A 21,042-nucleotide genomic window follows, 5' to 3' on the forward strand; every position below is an offset into this window, starting at 1 on the left:
CACGATCTCAGTAGGCGCGCGCGAAGTCACCTTCCTGCTTGATATCGGCGAATACCGGAAAGCGCGGCTTCCACCGCGTACCCTTCGCCGTCGTGAGCTTGCCGAGCCGCTGCAGCACGCCGAGGCCGTCCTTGCGCAGGCTCGCCGCCACGGCCGCACGATCCGGGAAATTCTTCAGAACAGCGTCGAGCCAAATGGTGCGGCCGGCGAGGAAGCCGCTTGCACCCGCGGCATAAGAATAGTCGAGAACGAGCTCGAATTTTTCAGGGGCAGCGCCGCCCGACAGCAGCACCCAGGGGATGCTGCGTTCGCGGCAAATGTCGCCGATGGCGTCGAACTCCTTCTGTGCAGCCTTAGCTTCCGCGCTGCCGTCACGGGCCGGCAGGCCGGCCGCCGCAAGCGGACTCTCCAGCTTGAGCAGATCGACGCAGTATTCCGGCTTGGCAAACTCGCGCACGCTGTCGATGACGAGGCCGGGCAGCTTGCCCGGTGATTCCACATAGTCCGCGGTGTGATTGGCACTGCCGAGGAACGGATAGACCAGTAGCTCGAGGACATAAGGAATGTCGTGGCGGGCGCAGTCCTCGCCGATCTCGCGGACGAAACGCTTCTGGTGCTCGTTGACCGCGGCATCGGCATCCGGTCGGTACCAGGCCAGCACCTTGACGGCGTCGCCGCCCATCGCGCGAATCTTTTCCACGCTCCAATTGGTGATCACGCGGGACTTGCGGCCGCCCGAGGTTTCCTCGACGCGGTGCTCTTCCAGAGTCATGATCAAGCCACAGCGCGGCGGCAACAGGTCAATCGCCGCGGGTACGGCGAAATTTGGATCGAACAGCATCGAGCTGCAGTGCGGCGCGAGATTTTCGACCAGGAGACGCTTGGCCGCCGTGACGTCGGAATACTCGACCTGCTCCCGGGCGATGCCCTTTGCTTTCGCGATGGCGTCGAATAGTGGAGGTCGCTGATCCAACGCGACCATGCGAAAGTGGCCCTCCGCGTCAGCAAGCCGTGCCAAGCCGCGGTTCTTTCCAATCGTTCTCATGGCGTCGTCCTTATGAATGCAAGACACTCGTTGATATCGGGGATTCCGTTGCGGCCACCGGGGTGGCGGCATTTCATGGCGGCCGCGGCCGCGGAAAACGTCATGGCGGCGCGCACCTCGAGACCGGCACCGATCGACAGCGCATAGGCGCCATGGAAGACGTCCCCCGCGCCCGTGGTGTCGACGACGTCGACGGCGTAGGCCGACTGACGGTGCATACCGCCGTTCTCATACCAGCTCACGCCGCTCTGACCGCGCGTGACCGCGATGACGCCACAACCGAAGCGCGCGAGCGCCGCGAGAGATCTATCTTCAGCCGATCCGACAAACGCGGTGAGAGCAGGTTCGGAGAAGACCGCATGATCGGTCAAGGGCAGCAACCGCTCGAACACTTCGGCATCAGCCATGTCGCCGTCGAGCACCGTCGGAATGCCGCGCGCTCGCGCTTCGCGGAACAGTGTCGCGGCGCCCTCGACCCAACGCGGATCTGCCAGCACGGATGATGCGCGCGCGATCGCCTCGAGCGGAAGCCAGTCCGCCGCTTCCGGATAATGGCCGCGGAAATTGACGATCTGCCGCTCGCCGGACCTATCGACGATGACGCCGGAGACGGACGAGCGGCCCTCGGGAAACAGCCGGAAGTTCTCGACGTCGACGCCTGCGGCAATGAAGCCCGATTTCATCTCATGGCCCGCAGCGTCATCCCCTGCCCGTCCCCAGAACGACGCGGACGCACCGAGCTTGGCCACCGCGATGCTCGCATTGGCGGCCATGCCGCCGCCGAGCGTGCCGTAGCCTGTCGCCTTGATCTTCTCGCTTCCACCGGAAAATGGGCGATCGACACGCCAGACCTGGTCGAGTGCCGACAGGCCAAGACAGATCACGTGCACGGGCCTTTCCCGCGACGCGACGTCCGCCAGGGCCGACACATCACCGATATTCGTGGACGCGTTCACCGCAAAACCTGCCCGTTGGCGGCATCAAACAAATGCGTCTTGCCCGGCTGCGGCCGCAAGCCGATGCGATCGCCGACCTTCGGCCGCAGCGACGGATCGACCCTTGCGATCGCGGAAACGCCGGCAAGATCGAAATGGATCAGCGTATCCGATCCGAGCGGCTCGACGAGCTTGACGTTGATGGCAACGCTGTCGGCGGCCTCCGTGGTCACCACGAAATGCTCAGGGCGAATTCCGAGCACGGCATTACCCGCCACCCTGAGGCGGCCTGCGCTCTCGCCTTCCAACGGCATCACGATGCCGCCTAGCGAGAGGATCGCCTGTCCCTGCCGCCACTCGACCGGAAAGAAGTTCATGGCGGGCGAGCCGATGAATCCGGCGACGAATTGATTGGCTGGTCGTTCGTAAACGGTTTCGGGCGTGTCGTATTGCTGGATCGTGCCGCTCTGAAGCACCACGATCCGGTCGGCCATGGTCATGGCCTCGATCTGGTCGTGGGTCACGAAAACCATGGTGGTCTTGAGCTCTTGCGACAGCGCCTTGATCTCGGCCCGCACCTGTCCGCGCAGTTTTGCGTCGAGATTGGACAGCGGCTCGTCGAACAGGAATGCCTTGGGATTGCGCACGATGGCGCGACCCATGGCGACGCGCTGGCGCTGGCCTCCGGAGAGCTCCTTCGGCTTGCGGTCGAGATAGGGTTCAATGTGCAAGAGCGCTGCGGCGCGCTTCACACGCGCATCGATCTCGGCCCTCGACACGCCGCGCAGCTCCAAAGCAAAGGACATGTTGTCGTAGACTTTCATGTGCGGATAAAGCGCGTAGTCCTGGAACACCATTGCGATATCGCGATGGGCGGCCTGCACGCCGTTGACGCGCTTGTCGCCGATATAGATCTCTCCGGACGAAATCGGCTCGAGGCCGGCGATGATGCGCAATAAGGTCGACTTGCCGCAGCCGGACGGGCCGACGAACACGACGAACTCATGATCCGCTATCTCCAGATTGAGATCGGGGATCACGGTCAGATTGCCGTAGCGCTTGACGAGGTTGCGGATTGAGATCGAGGCCATGATCGCTCAGTCTAGCGCCAGCACGGGCTTGATGAGCTCGCCCTTGGCGAAGCGAGCGAAATTTTCGGGCAGAGCCGACAGCCCGAACTCGCCGTCGACGAGGACGCGATATTCGTCCCTGTATTTGCGCAGCAGCTCGACATTCGGCTCGAAATCGGAAACCGGAAAATAGAAAGTTCGGATCATGTAGAAATCCTTGCGACGGAACACCTTACCTTCCTCGATGATCCACGGCGCGGCGTTTTCGCCGACCAGCACCAGCGCGCCGCGCGGCAGCACGAGCTCAATGCCGAGGTTGCGCGCCGCATGGGCGCCGGAGCATTCCATGATCAGGGCGAAGCGCTTCGAGGTATCGCCCACCGGATGCGCCTTGGCGCCGAAAGATTGCGCGATCTTGAGCCGCGTCGCGTTGGGGTCGGCGACGTGGACGTCGTCATAGCCGAGCGCGCGGAGCGCCAGCACGACCCCGAGGCCGACAGGCCCCGCCCCCATCACGAGGACCGGTCCGGCCTCGCTTGCTGGCACCACGCGGCTGACGAAGCGCACGGCATGGCCCGAAGTGCCGATAGTGTCGAGCAGCAGCGGCGCGAGACTGTCCTCGATGTCGTCAGGCACCGGCAGCAGGCAATTTTCCGGCACCGGCACATATTCGGCATAGCCGCCTGGCCTGTTCCAGCCGATCAGGCTGGAAACTTCCAGGCACATCTGGGTATCGCCGCGCTTGCAGGCCGCGCAGCGACCGCAGTGCAAGGGGATATAGACAGCGCAGCGGCGGCCATGCAGGCGATGGCCGGGCTGCTCGACCACGCCGAAGATCTCGTGGCCTGCTGTGAACTCGGCGCCCTTGTGCCAGAGCTTGAAGTCCGAGCCGCACAGCGCGGTGCGGGAGACGCGCACCAACACCTCGCCGGCGGCGATTTCGGGCATCGGTACACGCTCGATGGTGATGCGGTCGTTGCCGTGGAAGACCGCCGCCTGCATGATCGAATTCGGTCGGGGGGATACGTTCATCGCATTAGCCTTTCACCGCGCCGAGCGTCAGTCCGGACACAAGCCAGCGCTGAACCAGGGCCGCCAGCACCAGCGGCGGCAATGCGATCAGCGTCGCCGCGGCCATGAGGGCTCCCCATTGCGTCGAGCCTTCGCCAATGAAGTTGAAGGCCGCCGCGATCAGCGTCTTGGTGTCGCCATTGGAGAGCACCAGCGCAAACAGGAAGTAGTTCCACGAGAACACGAAGGCGAGGATCGCCGAGACCGCAATGCCCGATGCCACGAGCGGCATCGCGATGCGCCAAAGGATGCGCGTGACGCTGCATCCATCGACCTGCGCAGCTTCGAAGACGCTGCGCGGAATCGCGTCGAAGGACGGCAGCAGTACCCAGATCACGATCGGCAGTGTGATGACAGCGTGGCTGAGGATCAGTGCAGTGTAGGAGCCGATCATTCCGATCTGCCGGAACATGACGTACCAAGGCAACAGGAACAGGGTTCCGGGCGCCATGCGCGCGGCTAGCGTCAGGATCGCCGGCCACGAAATCCGCGTCCACGAGACGGCGAAGGCGGCGGGGATTCCGAACACCAGCCCGAGCGCAGTCGAGCCGACGGTGACAACAAGGCTGTTGAGCGCGTAACTCAGGAACGGCGTGGTCTTGGTCAGTTCGACGTAGTTCTCCAGGGTCGGCGAGAACATCAAGGTCGGCGGATAGGCGGTGACCTCGAAGGAGGGCTTGAACGAGGAGAGCACCATCCAGACCGTCGGCGCCATGATAAGCGCGCCGGCAATCACAAGCTGCAGCGTGTTGAGCCAGCGGATCCAGCGATCGGTGTTGGCGGCATCGGTCATCCGATCACCACGCTACTGCGCCGCGAAGGCGGTTGAAGGCGAGCACGGCCCCGAACACGATGGCGGTCAGGGTCAGCATCAGGGCGCTGGCATAGCCGATGTTGAAGAATTCGAAGCCGACCCGGAAGCCGTAGATGTTGAGTGTGTTCGACGCGTTGCCCGGGCCGCCCTGTGTCGTGATGTAGATGATGTCGAAGAAGCGCAGCAGATCGACGCTACGCAGGATTGCAGCGGTAACGATGGTCGGCAGCAACAGCGGCAGTGTGATGCGCTGGAAGGTCTTGAACGGGGATGCGCCGTCGATCTGCGCCGCCTCGTAGACGCTCGGCGGCAGCGATTGCAGCCCGCCCAGCACGATCAGGGCGACGTAGGGCGTCCACTGCCAGCTGTCGATCAGCGCCACGGTCGGAATGACCCAGCTCGGCGAAGCCAGCCAATCCGACGGCGGCAGGCCGAACGACTGCAGGATATAGTTGGCGGCGCCAAGCGACGGATCGAGGATAACCAGCCACATCATGCCGGCCACCACAGGCGGCATCATGAAGGGGGAAATGAACAGCGAGCGCACGATCCCCGGCAGCCGCTTCGCATGGAACAGAACCAGCGCCAACCAGACGCCGAAGATGAGCTGCAGCACCAGCGACAGCACGAACAGGGCAATGGTGACCCACAATCCGTGCCAGAACTCATAGTCCGAGATCAGCTTTGAATAATTCGCGAGACCGGCAAAGGACTGCTTGCCGGTCTGGGAAAACGTTTGAAAGCCGAGCCAGATCGTATAGGCGACCGGAAACGCGATCATCGCGACCGTGAAGACCACGGCCGGCGCCGAGAGCGCCGCCATCTCCAGCTTCTGCCGGTCCTGCGTGAGTGGCGCAGCCGTATCAGACATGCGTTCCTGTCCTCGATCAAGTGAGATGCCGGGTGGCGCGAGCCGCCCGGCACCGGGCGCTCAGTTCAGCGCGATCAGCGCATCCAACGCCTTGTCGGCATCCGCGCAGGCTTGGTCGATCGGCTTCTGCTTCAAGATCAGGTCCTGTACGGCCTGGCCGATGAACTCGCGCGACTGCGGATTGGCGACGATGGGATAGCCGACCTCGGAGGAACCCTTGGTGGCGAGCACGTCGAGCGCGGCCTGCCACTCCTTGCGCACCGGCTCCTCATCGATCCACTTGCGATATTCGGGATCGTTCGCGACCGACGGACGCGGCGGAGCAATACCCTGAAGCGCCATCTTCTTCTGCACCTCGGGACTGGTCGCCCACTGTACGAAGTACCAGGCCGCATCCGGCTGCTTGCTGTGAGAGGACACCGCCATGCCCCACCCGATCGTGGTCGGCACCTGGCCGGCCTCGCCTGCCGGGAACGGCAGCAGGCCGGTATCCTTCAGGCGCGCGCCGCCCTCCATCACGGTGCGCAATTCATTCGACGATTCGAACGCCATCGCGGCGCGACCGCCGCGGTATAGCGCGGAAATCTGTTGGAAGCTGTAATTGACGACGCCGGGCGGACCGAAATCGCGCAGCAAACGGCTATAGGTGTCGAGCGCTTCCTTGCCCTTGGCCGAGCAGAGGTTCGACTTGCCATTGGCGATATAGCTGCCGCCGATGTTGTGCAGCATGTTGCTGAAGGTGTAGGCGACCGCGGGCTTTAGGCCGCGCGAGACGAACGGCGTCACGGAACTGTCGCAGGCCTTGATCTTCTCGGCCGCAGCCTCGACGTCCTTGATCGTCTTCGGCGCATCGAGGCCGCACTTCTTGAAGATATCGGTGCGGTAGTAGAAGATCGGACCTTCGAGGTTCATCGGCATGCTGGTCAGCTTGCCGCCGAAAGTCGCCGCCTTCAGTAGCGCCTGGCTCAGGCCGGCCGATTCGTAATCCTTGGCGACGTCGTTCTTGGCCATCGCGGTGAGATCGGCATACCAGCCGGCAGCGGCGAACTGCTCGCCTTCGCGCGACGGCAGCGTCATGTAGACATCGACCTCGTCGCTGTTCGCATTCATGACCGTGACCAGGCGCTGGCGCATCTGCTGCTCCTGATAGCCGTCGACCTTCAGGGTCATGCCGGTCAGCTTCTCAAAGTCCGCCTTGTAGGTCAGCAGCGCCTGCGAGACCGGATTGTTGTTGGCGAGGAAAGTGACGGTCTTTCCCTTGAACTTCATCCAGTCAAAATCGGCCGCACGCGCGTGCGCGCTGGCGGCGACAATCGCGAGAACTGGTAACGCGACATGCGTCGCGAGCATCCTGGCCTTCATCGAACTCTCCTCCCGGCTAGTCGCCTTAAGCTGGCAGACCATTTTTAAGCATCGTCGAGCACATTCTGAAAACGGTTACAAAATAGACCTCCGGGCAGCCGTGTCAAGCGATGGACAGATCACGCATTTTCCTACAAATTAGCGTTTGATCGGCCACCATTCGCGGAACAACCGCGGGATGTAACGTTACATCAATGAGATTGACCAACGCCAAGTCCGTCAAGCAGGGCATCCGCGCCGTCGCGGCTCGCGCTGGTGTTTCAACCGCATCGGTATCGCGCGCCCTCAACAATCCCGATGCGGTAAGCCCGTCCCTGCGTGCGCGGATCGAACAGGCCATTGACGCGCTCGGCTACATCCCGCATGCGCCTGCGCGCATGCTGTCGTCGCGCCGTTCGCGCACCCTCGGCGCGATCGTGCCGACGATCGACAACACGATGTTTGCGCGCGGCATCGCCTCGCTCCAGCAATATCTGTCCTCCGTTGGATACATGCTGTTCCTCACCACGAGCGGATATGATCTCGATGTCGAATTGCAGCAGGCGCGCAATCTGATCAGCCGCGGCGTCGACGGCCTGGTACTGCGCGGCGATTGCCACCACGAGGCCTTGCGCAAGCTTCTCGCCGACAACGCGGTACCCTTCATCAATGTCGGCATCTACCAGCCTGACAGACCCTACCCTTGCGTCGGAACCGACAACGAAGCCGCAGCCCACCGCGCCGCCGCGCACGTCATTGAGCTCGGTCACCGCCGCATCGGCATCGTCTCGGCACTCCAGCGCAACAATGATCGCGCGAGCGCCCGCGTCGCCGGCTTTCGCCGAGCGCTGGCGGAGAACGGCCTTGAGCTGCCGCCGCAATGGCACGTCGAAGTGCCCTATACGCTGGACGATGCGCGCGAGGCGGCACGATATCTCCTCAATCTCAAGGATCGCCCAACGGCCGTGGTGTGCGGCAACGACGTCATCGCCTACGGCGTGCTGCTCGAGGCGGAGCGCGACGGGTTTTCCGTGCCGCGGGACCTGTCGGTGGTCGGCTTCGACGACCTCGACTGGAGCCGCCATTTGCGCCCCAGCCTCACCACCATCCACGTTCCAACCGGTGAGACCTGGCAGCGTGCCGGCGAATATCTGGTGCGCAGTCTTGCCGGCGAACAGACCATCATGCATCGCGAGATCGACTTCTCGCTGGTGGTTCGCGAATCGACGGCACCGCCTCCAAAATCTCTGACGTGAGGTCTTGCGATGAGTTCGAACTTCTCCCTTGCACCAGGCTTTCACGCCGTCGTGATCGGCGGCGCGGGGGACATTGGTGCCGCCATCAGCAATCAGTTTTGCGATCTCGGCGCGACAGTCACCGCAACGGGCGCAAACGAGACGGATCTGGCCCGCACGCTGCTGAAGGCGCGTGCCGGACTGACGCTCGCGACGCTTGATGTCACCGACGACGCGGCCGTCACGGCCTTCGCCCGCCGGCACCAACGCGTCGATGCACTCGTCAATTGCGCTGGGATCCTGGCGCGCGACAAGGAGTTCGAGATCGAGACCTTCATGAAGGTTCTTGACGTCAATCTCACCGGCACGTTCCGTACCTGCATGGCATTCCGCCCCTTGCTAGCCGCAACAGCGGGCTCCGTCGTCAACATTGCCTCCATGAATGCCACGCTGGCGCTCCCGCGAATTCCGGCTTATTGCGCCAGCAAGGGCGGCGTCGTGATGCTGACCAAGGCGCTGGCCCTCGCCTGGGCGGAGGACGACATCCGCGTCAATGCCGTTGCGCCCGGTTACATCGAGACGGCCATCAATGCCGCGGGCCGTGCCGATCGCGCCCACTATCAGCGCATCGCCGACCGCACCGCATTCAAGCGGTGGGGACAGCCTGACGACATCGCCGGCGCGGTCGCCTTCCTTTGCATGCCGGCGTCGCGATACGCGACCGGGACGGTCGTCGCGGTGGACGGAGGATTCCTCGCAGGATGAACCTCGGCTGTGCGCACGACACTGCAGAGCATCTTTGCGTCGTCCCGCCCCCCGAAGCTCGCACCGCGCTCCACACTAAATCAACGGAGGTCCCTGCCGCAGATTCATGTGGCGGTTAACATCCTTGTAAAGCAGATAGCGGAAGCGGCCGGGGCCTCCCGCGTAGCACGCTTGCGGGCAGAAGGCCCGGAGCCACATGTAGTCTCCGGCCTCGACCTCCACCCAGTCCCGATTGAGACGATAAACCGCCTTGCCCTCGAGCACGTACAACCCGTGCTCCATGACATGCGTCTCCGCGAACGGGATCGTGGCGCCCGGCTCGAACGTCACGATGTTCAGGTGCATGTCATGACGCATGTCGGCCGGATCGATGAAGCGTGTAGTTGCCCATTTCCCCTCCGTGCCCGGCATCGCCACGCGGTCGATCGCGTCCTCGTTGGTCGTGAACGCCTCTGGCGCGGCCAACCCGGGCACGCGCTGGTACAGCTTGCGAATCCAGTGAACCTGCGCAGGGCCCTCGCCGCGGTTGCGAATGCGCCAGGCGCAGCCGGGCGGCACATAGGCGAAGCTGCCGGGCCTCAGCTCACTTTCTCGATCTGCCAGATTGAGACTCAGCTTGCCGCCCACGACGAACAGCGCTCCTTCGGCATCGTCGTCCGGCTCCGGCATGTCGCTGCCTCCACCCGGCGCGATCTCCATGAGATAATGGGAGAACGTCTCGGCGAAGCCGGACAGCGGTCGCGCCAACACCCAGACGCGCGTGTCATTCCAATGCGGCAAGTGGCTGACGACGATATCGCGTTGCACGCCGCTGGGGATGACCGCGTATGCGTTCGTGAAGACCGCCCGGCCACTCAGGAGGTCGGTCTGCGGCGGAAGGCCGCCCCGCGGGATGTGATAGGTCTGCGACATCATCAAGCCTCGTGAAAGTTACCGGTGCGATGCGATCGACCCGAGGTCGAGCTGCATCTCCTGGCTCAGCCAATATTCTTCGAGATTATCGCCGTCCCCGCTCCGGTCGACAACGAGGAACGGGCTGGCGTCCTCGCGAACCAGCAGCGGATGGTGCCAGCAGTTCCGGGCATAGTTCACCCCCTGGCGGCCATTTGCCGCGAACGCCCGATAGCTCGTGCGCACCAGCGGGTCGGCGCAAACGACGACCAGCCAGTCCGCTCCGTTCAAGGGCATGAACAGCTGGCTTCCGAGCGGATGGCGCTCCATCAGGCGGATGGCGATCGGCGCCGGCCGCACCGAGGCGACGAACCAGCTGATGTTGACCCGTCCACCTTCCGCGGCGACATCGATCTTGGCGAGCCCATTGTAGCGCTCGGCAAATCCCTGGTTGATCGACAGCGGTGTCATCCCCTCCGTTTCGACCACGTCTCCGAACGGAGCGAATGCCTGCTTCGTCAACGGTTCGATCGAGAGTGTCACCATCGTCAACCTCAAATGCCTCCGCGTTCAAAGGGTCTGCAGACCGGCGACGGGAGCCTCCGCACCGGCTGGATCGGCCCGCAGATTATCGCCTGAGGGATCGATCTCGCCGTTCAGGATACGGTGCGCCTTGGCGTGGTCGAGGTCTCCCTCCCAGGAGGCGACGACCACCGCCGCAACGCAGTTACCCACATAGTTGCCGAGCGCGCGGGCAATGCCGATGAACCAGTCCACCGACAAGATGAGCACCAGTCCGATCGCCGGGATGGCGGGAATGGCGGCCAGGGTCGCAGCAAGGACGACGATGGCCGAGCCCGGAACGCCATGGGCACCTTTGGAGGTCAACAACGCAACGCCGAGGATAGCCAGGAGATCGCCCATGGCAAGCGGCGTGTTCGTCGCCTGTGCAATGAAGACGGCCGCCAGGGTCAGGTAGATCGAGAACGCATCCAGATTGAACGAGTACCCGGTCGGGATCACCAGGCCGACGGTCGATCGCTTGATCCCGAGCAGTTCGAGCTTTCGCATGGTCTGCGGCAGCACGCTGTCGCCGGCGGCCGTCCCGAGCACGATCAACAGCTCTTCGCGCAGATAGGCCAGCAACTTGAACAGGCTGAAGCCGGAGAGTCGCATGATCGCGCCGAGAACGACGACCACGAACAGCACCACCGCCAGATAGAACAGGGCAACGAGGCCGCCAAGCTGCTTGAGCGAACCGATGCCGTATTTCCCCACCGTGAAGGCGATCGCGCCGAACACGCCGATCGGCGCGAGCCGGACGACGAAGTTCATCATTTTGAAGATGATCTCATTCACCCGCTCGACGAAATCGACGACCGGCCTCGCACGCTCGCCGCACAGCGACACGGCACAGCCGAACATGATCGAGACGATCAGGACCTGCAGAACGTCGCCGGAGCTGAAAGCGCCGACGAGCGTAGTCGGAATGAGCTTCATCAGGAATTCGGAGACGCCGCCGCCGGAGACCTGGGCCGCCGTCTGGTTGAACCCGCTGAGGGCCTTGGCGTCCAGCGTGCTGGGGTCGATGTTCATTCCGGCGCCCGGCTGGAAATAGTAGGCGAGCGCGACGCCGAACACCAAGGCGATGGTGGTGACGATCTCGAAATAGAGCAGCGATCGAATGCCGACCCTTCCGACCTTCGTCAGGTCGCCGGCCGCTGCAATCCCGTGCACCACGACGCAGAACACGATCACGGGCACCAGCATCTTGATGAGCTTGATGAAGCCGTCACCCAGCGGCTTCATCTGCAACGCGATGTCCGGATTGGCGACGCCGAGCGCAATGCCGGCGGCGAGTGCGACGACGACCTGGAAGAAAAGTGATTTGAAGATTTTGGGCATGGCTTTCCTCGCTCGCTGGGCTTCCATCTGGCTTGGTCGGCCGGAGCCTTTCGCCATTGTTGTCGTTGGCGGCGAGGTCGCCGCGTACGGAGCCATTGGTCGCGGCGGACGCAGGAAGGCTCCATCGGCCATTCGTTGACCAGGTGCGACATCAAGTCCAATATATAGAGCGACACGATTGATAGGTTTTCGCTATGGATCTCCGCCAGCTCCGGTACTTCATCGCGGTTGCCGAGGAGCGCAGCTTCACGCTCGCCGCCCGGCGGCTGAACCTGTCGCAGCCGCCGCTCAGTCAGCACATCCAGACCCTCGAGGCCGAGCTCGGGACCCAACTGCTCTACCGGACCAGCCGCAGGGTCGAGCTAACCCAGGCCGGCGAAGCCATGCTGGCGCGGGGACGCGCCATCCTGCAACAAGCCAAGGCCGCGGAGGACGAGGTTCGCTCGATCGGCGCCGGCCTGATCGGAACGCTGGATGTCGGGGCGACCGGCTCCATTCTGCGCGGCCGTCTCGCAGAGCTGCTCGCCGCGTACCGGGAGGTCGCTCCTCGGGTCAAGATGACGGTGCATGAGCAGGCGCCCGCGCTGCAGATCGCGGCGCTTCTCGGCCGCACCACCAACATCTGCCTCATTCGCGGCATTCCAGCCGAGCGCGACCTGACCAGCAAGCTCGCATGGCGGGAAGAGGTCGTTCTCGCGATGCCCCGCACGCATCGGCTGGCGCGCCGCAAGCGCATCGCCCTCGGTGACCTGGCATCGGAGGATCACGTCGTCCTCGATCCCAACAGCTCCGACTTCGCGCGGTACGTGCAGACATGCTGCGTCGATGCCGGCTTCCTGCCAAGAGTGTCCCAGCAGGTCGTCGACGCCCAGTCGATCCCGAGCTTGATTGCCGCCGGTTTCGGCGTGGCGCTCGTGCCGCAGGCGATCGCGCGCTTCACGACAGCCGACATCGTCTTCCGCCCGATCAGGCCCTCGCCGCCCACGGCCGACGTGTTCCTGGTGTTCAGAGCGGACGAGACGTCGATGGTGGTGCACAATTTCGTCAAGCTCGCGCTCCGGTATCTGAATCAGCGCAAGGGTGTGGGCTAGGATCGCAACGGCGGAGTATAAATAGGTAGGATGGGTCAAGCGGAGTTCGGCGCACGCTCCCTCCACGTCATTGCGAGGAGCTCAGCGACAAAATTGCGTAGCAATTTTGCGCGGATGCGACGAAGCAATTCAGAATCCCTCCGTGGAGAGATTCTGGATTGCTTCCGCCTTCGCCAAGGCTTCGGCGGACAAGTCGCTGCGCTCGCAATGACGGAGTATGACGTAACGGCATCGCTCTTCCCGCGAGCATCGCGCTTGCAGACGCGCCTTCTCGTTCTCGCGGCGCGTTTCGCCCGAGTTTTGCTTTCATTCCTCGCCCCCAAGGAAAGAGGGCGCAGGGAAGGCCGGGTGCCGACAGGCACCCGCGGTCCGCTGCGCGAAATGCACACGCAGGAAGAACCGCACAGCAGCATACAGGTGGTGCCGATCACTCGGCCTTCCCTGCGCGATGGTCGGACGGCTTATGCCGTGCTCTCCCGGGAGCCGAACTTTCCTTTGGCCTCCCTCGCCGTTCGAATTGGATGATGCCGTCTACCCGGTTGGGCTCGCGCACATCTTCGATCCGGCTTGACCGTAGCAACGACGGCCAGGACCACACGGTTTTGCCGTACGCACGGCCCGCCATTTCACCCGCAGTATTCCCAGCCCCGTCGACAAGGCCGGAAACTTACAGACGAGACGAACCTAGCAGCGCCGTCGTCCGCACGTGGTTTCGGGCTCACAGGGACTACCCGCCCTGCCCGTACCTCTCGTGCCGACGCTGCCGCGTCCACCGCAACCCGGCCCGCGTTTCGAACGACTCGCGAACCGCCCCTCTTCGTCGGGCCGGGCTGTGTCGATCTATGCCGCAATTCCGAATTTCGGTAAAGTGGAATATTTTTGCGTAGAGGGATTGACAGGATGGCGACCACAGCAACCTCAACCCCGCCGCGACGGACGTAGGGGTTACGCCACGCGGCGTCCGGAATGCGGGGGGATTCCGTCGGCCGCCTGCCGCGGCGCGCCGGCGCGATCGACGAGCAGATCCGTGAGCCCCGCCCCCAGCCACATGCCGCCGAGCACGAGCCAGGCGGTGAGCGCGAACACCGAGGCGCCGGTCACGCCGGCGCCGACCGCGCAGCCGCCGGCGAGCATCGCGCCGAAGCCCATCAGCACCGCCCCGAGCAGATAGCGCCGCATGCCGAGCCCGTCCGAGAATCCCTCGAGCTTCAGCTTGTGCGCACGCGCCGCATCAGATCCATCAAGCCAGCTTCTGGATATCTCCGTTCGAACGGCCGTGAGGAAGCTCAGGCGTTTCTCACACAGCGCCCAATCAGGTTCTCTGGCATCGGGCAATCGGTCTGGTCTCCGGCCTCGAACACGATCAGGCTGGGCGCAGGGCCGACCGTCTCAGATCGAACACCGGGAGTGTTTCGCTGCGTGGCAACTCGGTCCCGGAGCGGTTTGACTGCGCTAATGCAGATGCTATTGAAATCACTGTCATGCGCCACTTGAACACGACCGAACTGGAGCGGCAGGCCAAGGAGGTGGCTGCGCTCATGCGCATGTTCGCAAATGAGCACCGCCTGCTCATCCTTTGCAGGCTGGTGGAATATGGCGAGGTTGCCGCCAGTGCTCTGGCCGAAGACGTCGGCCTTTCCGCCTCGGCACTGTCCCAACACCTCGCGAAGCTGAAGGCAGAGGGCGTCGTCGCTGCCCGACGCGACGGGCAAACGATGTGGTATCGCATCGCAGACCGGCGCGTCGAAGAGCTGTTTTCGAGCTTGCACCGGCTCTTCTGTCGTCCCCGCAAACGATGAGCTTGCCTCCCATGCCTCAGGAAACGGGGACCCCCTAGCCCCTCCGCTGCCGGGCTTCAGTGGATTCGACCCACCAGAAGAACAGCCCGGCACCGATTGCCAGTGCGGCGAACCAGGCGACATCGGGAATGTTCGTCACGTCGGGAAGGCGAACCTTGCCTAGTGTCCAGACGTTGAGCACGTGGGTCTTCAGCCAGTCGAAGCTCAGTGCGTAGAGGATGGCGCCGGTCACCATGCCGAGCGCACCGACCAGCGCATGAACGCTGCCGGTGGCGATGGCGCCGAGCGCCGTTCCCGGACAATAGCCGTAGACCACCATGCCGACGCCGAACAATGCGGCGCCGAGCGCGACCGCCAGCATGTTGGCATCCTTCACGTAGTATTTCGTGTTGCCGGTATCGACGAGCAGCAGCACGCCGATGCCGCCGACCACGATTGCCGTGCCCATCACCTTCAGCACGGTGAAGTCGCGCAGGCGGAACTGGTTCTCGATCACGTTGCAGCTGGTCACCTTTCCCCGCTGCAGCAGGAAGCCGAAGGCTGCGCCCATCACGAGCGGACCAAGGATCGTCATCATCGCGGTCATCTCCATCTCCCTTTAGCGCTTGCGGAACATGAGCGCGGAAATGCCGAGCCCGGTGGCGAACATCACCGCGAGGAATAGCCAGCTCGACACCGCGAGCTGCAACCCGCCGGAGATGCCGTGTCCGCTGGTACAGCCGCCGGCAAGCCGGGCGCCGTACATGATCACGGCGCCGCCGAGGAACGCGGCGATGAAACGCTTTGCGATCGACGGGCCGAAGCGCTCCTTCCAAACATCGGGCACGAGTTCGAGCCGCCACGTGCCCGACATCACCGCGGAGATGAACGCGCCTGCGGGAATGCCGACGAGGAACCAGACACCGTAGTCCCACTTCAGCGGCATGCTCTTCCAGTAAGCGTTCTGCGCCACCGCCTCGGGGCCAATGACGGGAACGGCAAACAGGGAGGCGATGCGCGAATAGGCGGTGGTAACGCCGAGCGGATCGCCGAACACCGCAAAGGCGATCCAGCTCAGCAGGCCTATCCCGGCGCCGACGAGATAAGGCGACCAGTCAATCCGCGCCGTGCGCGGCGTTTCGCGAACGTAGCTTTCCGTGATGGTGGTCATGTGCGTTTCCCCTGGGCAGCGGCGCGATCGAGCCGCGTCGGGGAATCATATTCAACAAAATGAATTTAGCAAACTCTAAAATATCAGACGCGCCGCGATCCCACCGCTTGCCGCGGCCGCGGCATGCCGGCGCGGTCGACGAGCAGATCCGTGAGCCCCGCCCCCAGCCACATGCCGCCGAGCACGAGCCAGGCGGTGAGCGCGAACACCGAGGCGCCGGTCACGCCGGCGCCGACCGCGCAGCCGCCGGCGAGCATCGCGCCGAAGCCCATCAGCACCGCCCCGAGCAGATAGCGCCGCATGCCGAGCCCGTCCGAGAATCCCTCGAGCTTCAGCTCATGGCTACGCGCCGCGGCAAGGAACGAGCCGAGGAACACGCCGGGGATGATGCCGAGGTCGAAGCCGAGCCGAGGCTGCGCGCTGTTGAGCACCAGCATCAGCAGCTCGGCCGACGGTCCGCTGAAGGTGAGGCTCTTCAACGTCACCGGCGCGAAAGAGGCCTGCGACAGCTGGTAGGTGAAGAGCCAGCCGGCGACGACGGCCGCCCCCGCTGCAAGCGCGGCCAGGATCAGCCGGCGCGGCAGGTGGCTGCGGAAGGCAAAGGACAGCCCCGCGATCAGCCACACGCTTCCGAAGGCGAGCTTCTCGGGCGTGCCGGCGCCGAACATCGCCATGATGTCGCGCGACGGGCCGCCGTCGACCAGCCACAGATTGGTCACCCATTCGCGGGCGGGCGACAGCAGGCCGCGATAGGAAGCCTGCGCGGTCACAGCGAACACCAGCCCCGACAGCAAGGCCCGGAGATTGCCGTTGGCCGAAAGCACCAGGAGCCGGCTGGCACAGCCCCGCGCCAATATCATGCCGCAGCCGAACATCACGCCACCAAGCAGCGCGCCGGAGATGCTGCCCTGCTGCGCGAGCTGGCGCGCCTCGGATACGTCGAGCCAGCCGAGCGCGACAAAACCCTGGGTTCCCACCAGCGCCGCGGCAAAGGTCAGCAGCCAGACCGCAAGGCGCGGCCCGCCCTCGCCACGGGAGAACTCGACCGCCGCGGCGCGCAGGCAGAAGCGGCTGCGCTGCGCGAAAAACCCGAACAGGCCGCCGACCACGAGGCCGCCGAGCCATGACAGCCGGTCTTCACCCAAGAGATCGATGATCGACGTCAGCACGTCCGCTCCGGCTGTCCCTGCGCGCATGGTAGTCTAGCGACCTCGGCGTCGCATCCCATGAGGCAGATCAAGGCTCCATCGCCGCAAGACGCCGGAACGAATCGTCCTCAGGGCCGCAAATAGGCAAATCCCTGCTGCTGCAGCTCGGCGAGCCGCACCACGCCGCCCTTCTCGGCCACCACGAAGCCGGGCGTGAGGTCGTCGAGCTTGACGCCCTGCGCCTTCATCGTGTTGGCGCAGGCATCGAAGCCGACGCCGGCCTCGACGAGCTTGGTCATCATCGCAATGGTATGGTCCTGGGCCGCGAGCGCGTGGAAAGCCCGCAGCGCCGGTCCGTGCACGACCAGCCTGATGTCGGCCTTCCCGGGTCCGCCGACGCCGTCGATATGGTTCTGGAGGTTGCCGAGAACGAAGACGACGCGATCGGCATCGGCGAGATGATAGACGACGCGCTGCCGCGCCGGCGTTTCCGTCGCCGCGGACGCCTGGCGCACCGTGAAAGCGCCGAATAGCCCGGCAAGGCTCGCGCGTAGCATGGATCGACGCTGCATGGTCCCCCTCCTATCGTGTCTGCTTGATGAACTCGGCGATGCGGTCGGCGACGTCTTCGGCGAACAGGTCGCGGAAGAAATGATCGGCATCCTCGATTGTGTCGAGCTGCACCCTGCCCCCGCTCGAACCGGCCACCGGCGCGAAGGACGCGGCGACATCGGGCACGACACTATCCTTGGTCGCGGCGAGCACCAGCACCGGCGGCTTCATGCGCGCCACGAGCGCGGCGGTATCCTGGCCGGCGTCGGCAGCGTAAAATGACGCAAAGGCCCGTGCCGTCACCACGGCATTGCGACAATAGATGAAGCCGGGCACGTCCATCCACTCCCCGCCACGGCCGGCTGCAACCGCCTTCGTTGCCAGCTCCAGAATCGGCTCGAGCGGCTTGCCATAGGTCTTGGCGTAGGCGGCGCGCAGATCGGCTTCGGCTCTTGCGGTCACCGGCGCCAGCAGCACCGCGCCCGCGACCGGCAGGGTGTCGCTGGCCGCGAGATAGCGTGCAACCTGGTTGCCGCCGCGCGAGTGGCCGAACGCGAAGACGAGCCGGGACACGCCCTTCGCCCGGCCGACCCAGGCGCCGATCTCCGCAATCGCATCCTCGACGACATAGTCATGCCGCACCGCGCAGTCATACATGCCCTTGCGGCGATCGACCCCCAGCGACAGCGTATGCGCGAGCGAGGCGATTCCGCGCTGCTCCAGCGCCTTGGCAACGCCCTGGATGACCTCCATGTCCTTGTGTGCGAGCGTGCCGTGGGTCATCACCACGAGCGGTGTATCCGGCGTCATCGCGGCGGGTGTGCGCAAGGTCGCGAACGTCGTGCGGCCGGCGACCGACAGTTCGAGTTCCTGCTCGGCTGCGCTCACAGGCACCGCGAGCGCGAGCAAGACCGTCAGTCCCACGAACCATCGCATCGGCGGCAATCTCCTTTAGGGCCGGACAATCGTCCAGTTCTTCTCCGCCAAATCCATCAGCGCGGCAACCCCGACCTGCGTGACGCCGACGCCCTCGATCAGCGGCGGCCGTTTGTCTTCTTTCGCCGCCAGGGTCTCAAGCGTGTTGCCGCAGGCGATGAAGCTGACATTTGGCATCGATTTCAGGAAATTGACCAACCGCTCCCTCACCGGCGAGCGGTCGTCGAGCAGCATGTCGAGACCGCCGTTGAACGCGACCACCACGATCTCGACGTCCTCGCCCTGCCCAGAATAATGCCGCGAGACGTTGGCGGCGACATCGAGGACGGCACGCATCTTGACGGGGTCATCGTCGCTGATCTGCAGCGCGAGCCTGTGCGGCTCGGCCGCCTGGGCCGGATGGAACGTCATGAGCAGGCCGGCCGCGAGAGCCGCATGCAGCAGCGCGCGGCGGCTCGCCCGGCCGGATCTCACTCCACGCCCCGCGACTTCTTCTCCTTGCCGTCCTCGGGCGTCACGTCGATGGCGGCCGCGCGCCCGGTGATCTTCACCGGAGCGATGCAATCCTTCATGCAGGGGTCTTTCTGCCAGAACGACTTCTCGCTGGTGGCGCGGTCGTCCATCACAAAACCCTGCTCGTTCGGCATCTTGATCGTGGCGAGGGTCTCCTTGTTCAGCTCGAAATTCTGGTCGGTGACGACGTCGTTGAGATAGAGGACGTAGGCAACCAGCGCGTAATATTCGTCGACCGACAAGGAGCCCGTGTTGCCGTAGGGCATGGCGTGACGCACATAGTCGAACACGGTGGACGCGTAGGGCCAGTACGAGCCCACGGTCTTGACCGGGTTGTCCGATGTCAGCGAGCCTTTGCCGCCGGCCAGAACCGGCCAGCGGCCGTTGCCCTCGCCGAACTCGCCGTGGCAGGTCGCGCAATTGTCCATGAACAGCTTTTCGCCCTGCGCGGCCGTGCCCTTGCCTTCCGGCAGGCCCTGGCCGTCGGGGCGCACGTCGATATCCCAGCCGCGGATCTCCTCCGCCGTCGGCGCACGGCCAATGTGATAGCGCGGGCCGGCCTTGGCGTCCTTCTGCTGCGCAAGCACTGGCGCGCCCAGCGCGCAGGCGAGCAGCGTGGCGACAGCGAACTTAAGCGACTTCGACATTCTCGACCTCACCATTGGCCTGCACATGCCAGGTCTGGATGCCATTGTTGTGATAGATGGAGTTGACGCCGCGGATCTTGCGCAGCTCGGCCTTGCTCGGCTGCACGTATCCGGTCTCGTCCTGCACGCGCGATTGCAGCAGCAGTGGCTCGCCGTTCCAGTCGAACTCGTAGTAGAAGCGCGTCAGCGCCTTGTCGAGAACGGGACCGTCGAGCCGCGCCGGCCACCAATTGCGGCCGCCGTCGAGCGAGACGTCGACGCGCTTGACCTTGCCGTTGCCGCTCCAGGCCAGACCCGAGACGACGGTAAAGCCCTTGCCGTGCCTGATCGGCGCCTGCGGGCTCGGACTCGTGATCACGGACTTGGCGTCCATTGACCAGGTGAAGCGGCGCGCCTTGCCGTTCGGCATGAGGTCCGTGTATTTCGAGGTCTCCTCGCGGGTGTGCCAGGGCTGGTCGCCGACCTTGATGCGGCGCAGCCATTTGACCCAGAGATTGCCCTGCCAGCCCGGCACCACGAGCCGCATCGGATAGCCCTGCTCGGGATAGAGCGCCTCGCCGTTCATCTTGTAGGCGATGATGCAATCGTCGAGCGCCTTCTCGATCGGCAGGCTGCGGTCCATCGCGGCGGCATCGGCGCCCTCGACCAGCAGCCACTTGCCATTGGTCTTGACGCCGGCCTCTTCCAGCAGCGTACGCAGCGAGACGCCGGTATATTGCACGCAGTGGATCATACCGTGGGTAAACTGGCAGCCGTTGAGCTGGGCGCCGCGCCATTCCATGCCCGAATTCGCCGCGCATTCCATGAAGTGGATGCGGTTGACCCGCGGATAGCGCTTCAGCTCCTCCAGCGTCAGGATGAGCGGACGCTCGACCAGGCCATGAATCATCAGGCGGTGATCGGCGGGATCGACCTCGGCGATGCCGCCGTGATGCCGCTCGAAGCAAAGACCGTTCGGGGTGATGATGCCTTCGAGCTCATGCAGCGGCGTGAAGCTCACCGAGGATTCGCGCGAGGCGGTCAGCCATTCGACGTCGCGGCGGATCACGTCCTTCTCGAATTTCGACGGCTTGCCGTAGGGGCGCACGGCAACGCCCTCGCCGAGCGACTTGGTCCATTCCGGCACGTTGGGCGGCTGGTTGGCGGGATTGCCGCCGGCGGCGGCCGCAGCGGGCTTGGCGAGCACGGACGCCGCCACACCGGCACCAGCGGCCAGGAAACTGCGTCGGGATTGCCGGGAACTGTCCATCTTCGACATCGCTT

The 21,042-nt window shown here is 64.5% G+C and carries 22 protein-coding genes and 1 pseudogene; 4 read left to right on the plus strand and 19 right to left on the minus strand.

The window, feature by feature from the left end; all coding sequences use genetic code 11:
• Positions 1–7: 7 nt before the first annotated feature.
• The 7 genes from SE92_RS11245 to SE92_RS11275 form a co-directional block, all read right to left on the minus strand.
• Positions 8–1,045, minus strand: a complete 1,038-nt coding sequence (locus SE92_RS11245; protein WP_063195760.1) for a tagatose 1,6-diphosphate aldolase — start codon at positions 1,043–1,045, stop codon at positions 8–10.
• Positions 1,042–1,935, minus strand: coding sequence for a sugar kinase (locus SE92_RS11250; protein WP_245324549.1), 894 nt, complete (start codon positions 1,933–1,935; stop codon positions 1,042–1,044). Before SE92_RS11250 ends, SE92_RS11245 begins: the two co-directional genes overlap by 4 nt.
• Positions 1,936–1,997: 62 nt before the next feature.
• Positions 1,998–3,071 (minus strand): ABC transporter ATP-binding protein, encoded by a 1,074-nt coding sequence (locus SE92_RS11255; protein ID WP_063195762.1) that lies wholly within the window; start codon positions 3,069–3,071, stop codon positions 1,998–2,000.
• Positions 3,072–3,077: 6 nt separating this feature from the next.
• A complete protein-coding gene (locus tag SE92_RS11260) occupies positions 3,078–4,082 on the minus strand; it encodes a zinc-dependent alcohol dehydrogenase family protein (protein WP_063195763.1) in 1,005 nt (334 codons plus the stop codon).
• Between the two features lie 4 nt (positions 4,083–4,086).
• Positions 4,087–4,914 (minus strand): carbohydrate ABC transporter permease, encoded by an 828-nt coding sequence (locus tag SE92_RS11265; protein ID WP_063195764.1) that lies wholly within the window; start codon positions 4,912–4,914, stop codon positions 4,087–4,089.
• A gap of 4 nt (positions 4,915–4,918) precedes the next feature.
• Complete coding sequence (locus SE92_RS11270; protein WP_063195765.1) at positions 4,919–5,806, minus strand: carbohydrate ABC transporter permease; 888 nt, start codon at positions 5,804–5,806, stop codon at positions 4,919–4,921.
• A 60-nt stretch (positions 5,807–5,866) separates the two neighbouring features.
• Positions 5,867–7,168 (minus strand): ABC transporter substrate-binding protein, encoded by a 1,302-nt coding sequence (locus SE92_RS11275; protein WP_063195766.1) that lies wholly within the window; start codon positions 7,166–7,168, stop codon positions 5,867–5,869.
• Between the two features lie 194 nt (positions 7,169–7,362).
• Here SE92_RS11275 and SE92_RS11280 point away from each other — a divergent pair, with 194 nt between their 5' ends.
• A complete protein-coding gene (locus SE92_RS11280) occupies positions 7,363–8,403 on the plus strand; it encodes a LacI family DNA-binding transcriptional regulator (RefSeq protein WP_063195767.1) in 1,041 nt (346 codons plus the stop codon).
• Between the two features lie 9 nt (positions 8,404–8,412).
• On the plus strand, positions 8,413–9,147 hold the full coding sequence (locus tag SE92_RS11285) for an SDR family NAD(P)-dependent oxidoreductase (protein ID WP_063195768.1): 735 nt from the start codon (positions 8,413–8,415) through the stop codon (positions 9,145–9,147).
• A gap of 75 nt (positions 9,148–9,222) precedes the next feature.
• Here SE92_RS11285 and SE92_RS11290 read toward each other — a convergent pair whose 3' ends face one another.
• The 3 genes from SE92_RS11290 to dctA are packed head-to-tail and all read right to left on the minus strand — an operon-like array spanning position 9,223 to position 11,943.
• Entirely contained in the window at positions 9,223–10,062 is an 840-nt protein-coding gene (locus SE92_RS11290) for a bifunctional allantoicase/(S)-ureidoglycine aminohydrolase (protein WP_063195769.1), read from the minus strand.
• Between the two features lie 15 nt (positions 10,063–10,077).
• Positions 10,078–10,584, minus strand: coding sequence for an ureidoglycolate lyase (locus SE92_RS11295; protein WP_063195770.1), 507 nt, complete (start codon positions 10,582–10,584; stop codon positions 10,078–10,080).
• A gap of 24 nt (positions 10,585–10,608) precedes the next feature.
• Complete coding sequence (gene dctA, locus SE92_RS11300) at positions 10,609–11,943, minus strand: C4-dicarboxylate transporter DctA (protein ID WP_063195771.1); 1,335 nt, start codon at positions 11,941–11,943, stop codon at positions 10,609–10,611.
• Positions 11,944–12,137: 194 nt separating this feature from the next.
• On the opposite strand from dctA, the gene SE92_RS11305 reads away from it, so the two are divergent.
• Positions 12,138–13,034, plus strand: a complete 897-nt coding sequence (locus tag SE92_RS11305) for a LysR substrate-binding domain-containing protein (RefSeq protein WP_063195772.1) — start codon at positions 12,138–12,140, stop codon at positions 13,032–13,034.
• A 945-nt stretch (positions 13,035–13,979) separates the two neighbouring features.
• Here SE92_RS11305 and SE92_RS34950 read toward each other — a convergent pair.
• A pseudogene (locus SE92_RS34950) lies at positions 13,980–14,264 on the minus strand (YeeE/YedE thiosulfate transporter family protein); the annotation flags it as partial.
• 251 nt (positions 14,265–14,515) lie between these two features.
• On the opposite strand from SE92_RS34950, the gene SE92_RS11315 reads away from it, so the two are divergent.
• Complete coding sequence (locus SE92_RS11315; protein ID WP_063195774.1) at positions 14,516–14,833, plus strand: ArsR/SmtB family transcription factor; 318 nt, start codon at positions 14,516–14,518, stop codon at positions 14,831–14,833.
• Between the two features lie 34 nt (positions 14,834–14,867).
• On the opposite strand, the gene SE92_RS11320 is transcribed toward SE92_RS11315, so the two are convergent.
• From SE92_RS11320 to soxC, 8 genes are all read right to left on the minus strand, one after another.
• Positions 14,868–15,419 carry a YeeE/YedE thiosulfate transporter family protein gene (locus SE92_RS11320; RefSeq protein ID WP_063203464.1) on the minus strand — a complete coding sequence of 184 codons (552 nt, stop codon included), beginning with the start codon at positions 15,417–15,419 and terminating at the stop codon, positions 14,868–14,870.
• 12 nt (positions 15,420–15,431) lie between these two features.
• Entirely contained in the window at positions 15,432–15,983 is a 552-nt protein-coding gene (locus SE92_RS11325) for a YeeE/YedE thiosulfate transporter family protein (RefSeq protein ID WP_157095319.1), read from the minus strand.
• A gap of 83 nt (positions 15,984–16,066) precedes the next feature.
• Entirely contained in the window at positions 16,067–17,152 is a 1,086-nt protein-coding gene (locus tag SE92_RS11330; RefSeq protein ID WP_063195775.1) for a YeeE/YedE family protein, read from the minus strand.
• A 107-nt stretch (positions 17,153–17,259) separates the two neighbouring features.
• Entirely contained in the window at positions 17,260–17,703 is a 444-nt protein-coding gene (locus SE92_RS11335) for a DsrE family protein (RefSeq protein ID WP_063195776.1), read from the minus strand.
• Positions 17,704–17,713: 10 nt separating this feature from the next.
• The gene (locus SE92_RS11340; protein WP_063195777.1) at positions 17,714–18,619 is read right to left on the minus strand and encodes an alpha/beta hydrolase; all 906 of its coding nucleotides are present in this window, start codon (positions 18,617–18,619) and stop codon (positions 17,714–17,716) included.
• Positions 18,620–18,634: 15 nt separating this feature from the next.
• A complete protein-coding gene (locus SE92_RS11345) occupies positions 18,635–19,093 on the minus strand; it encodes a DsrE family protein (RefSeq protein WP_157095322.1) in 459 nt (152 codons plus the stop codon).
• Entirely contained in the window at positions 19,090–19,824 is a 735-nt protein-coding gene (locus SE92_RS11350; RefSeq protein WP_084251794.1) for a c-type cytochrome, read from the minus strand. Before SE92_RS11350 ends, SE92_RS11345 begins: the two co-directional genes overlap by 4 nt.
• Positions 19,763–21,037, minus strand: a complete 1,275-nt coding sequence (gene soxC, locus SE92_RS11355; RefSeq protein WP_063195779.1) for a sulfite dehydrogenase — start codon at positions 21,035–21,037, stop codon at positions 19,763–19,765. The genes SE92_RS11350 and soxC overlap by 62 nt, the downstream gene beginning before the upstream one ends.
• Between the last annotated feature and the right edge of the window lie 5 nt (positions 21,038–21,042).

Source organism: Bradyrhizobium sp. AT1 (assembly GCF_001590795.1).
GTDB lineage: Bacteria > Pseudomonadota > Alphaproteobacteria > Rhizobiales > Xanthobacteraceae > Bradyrhizobium.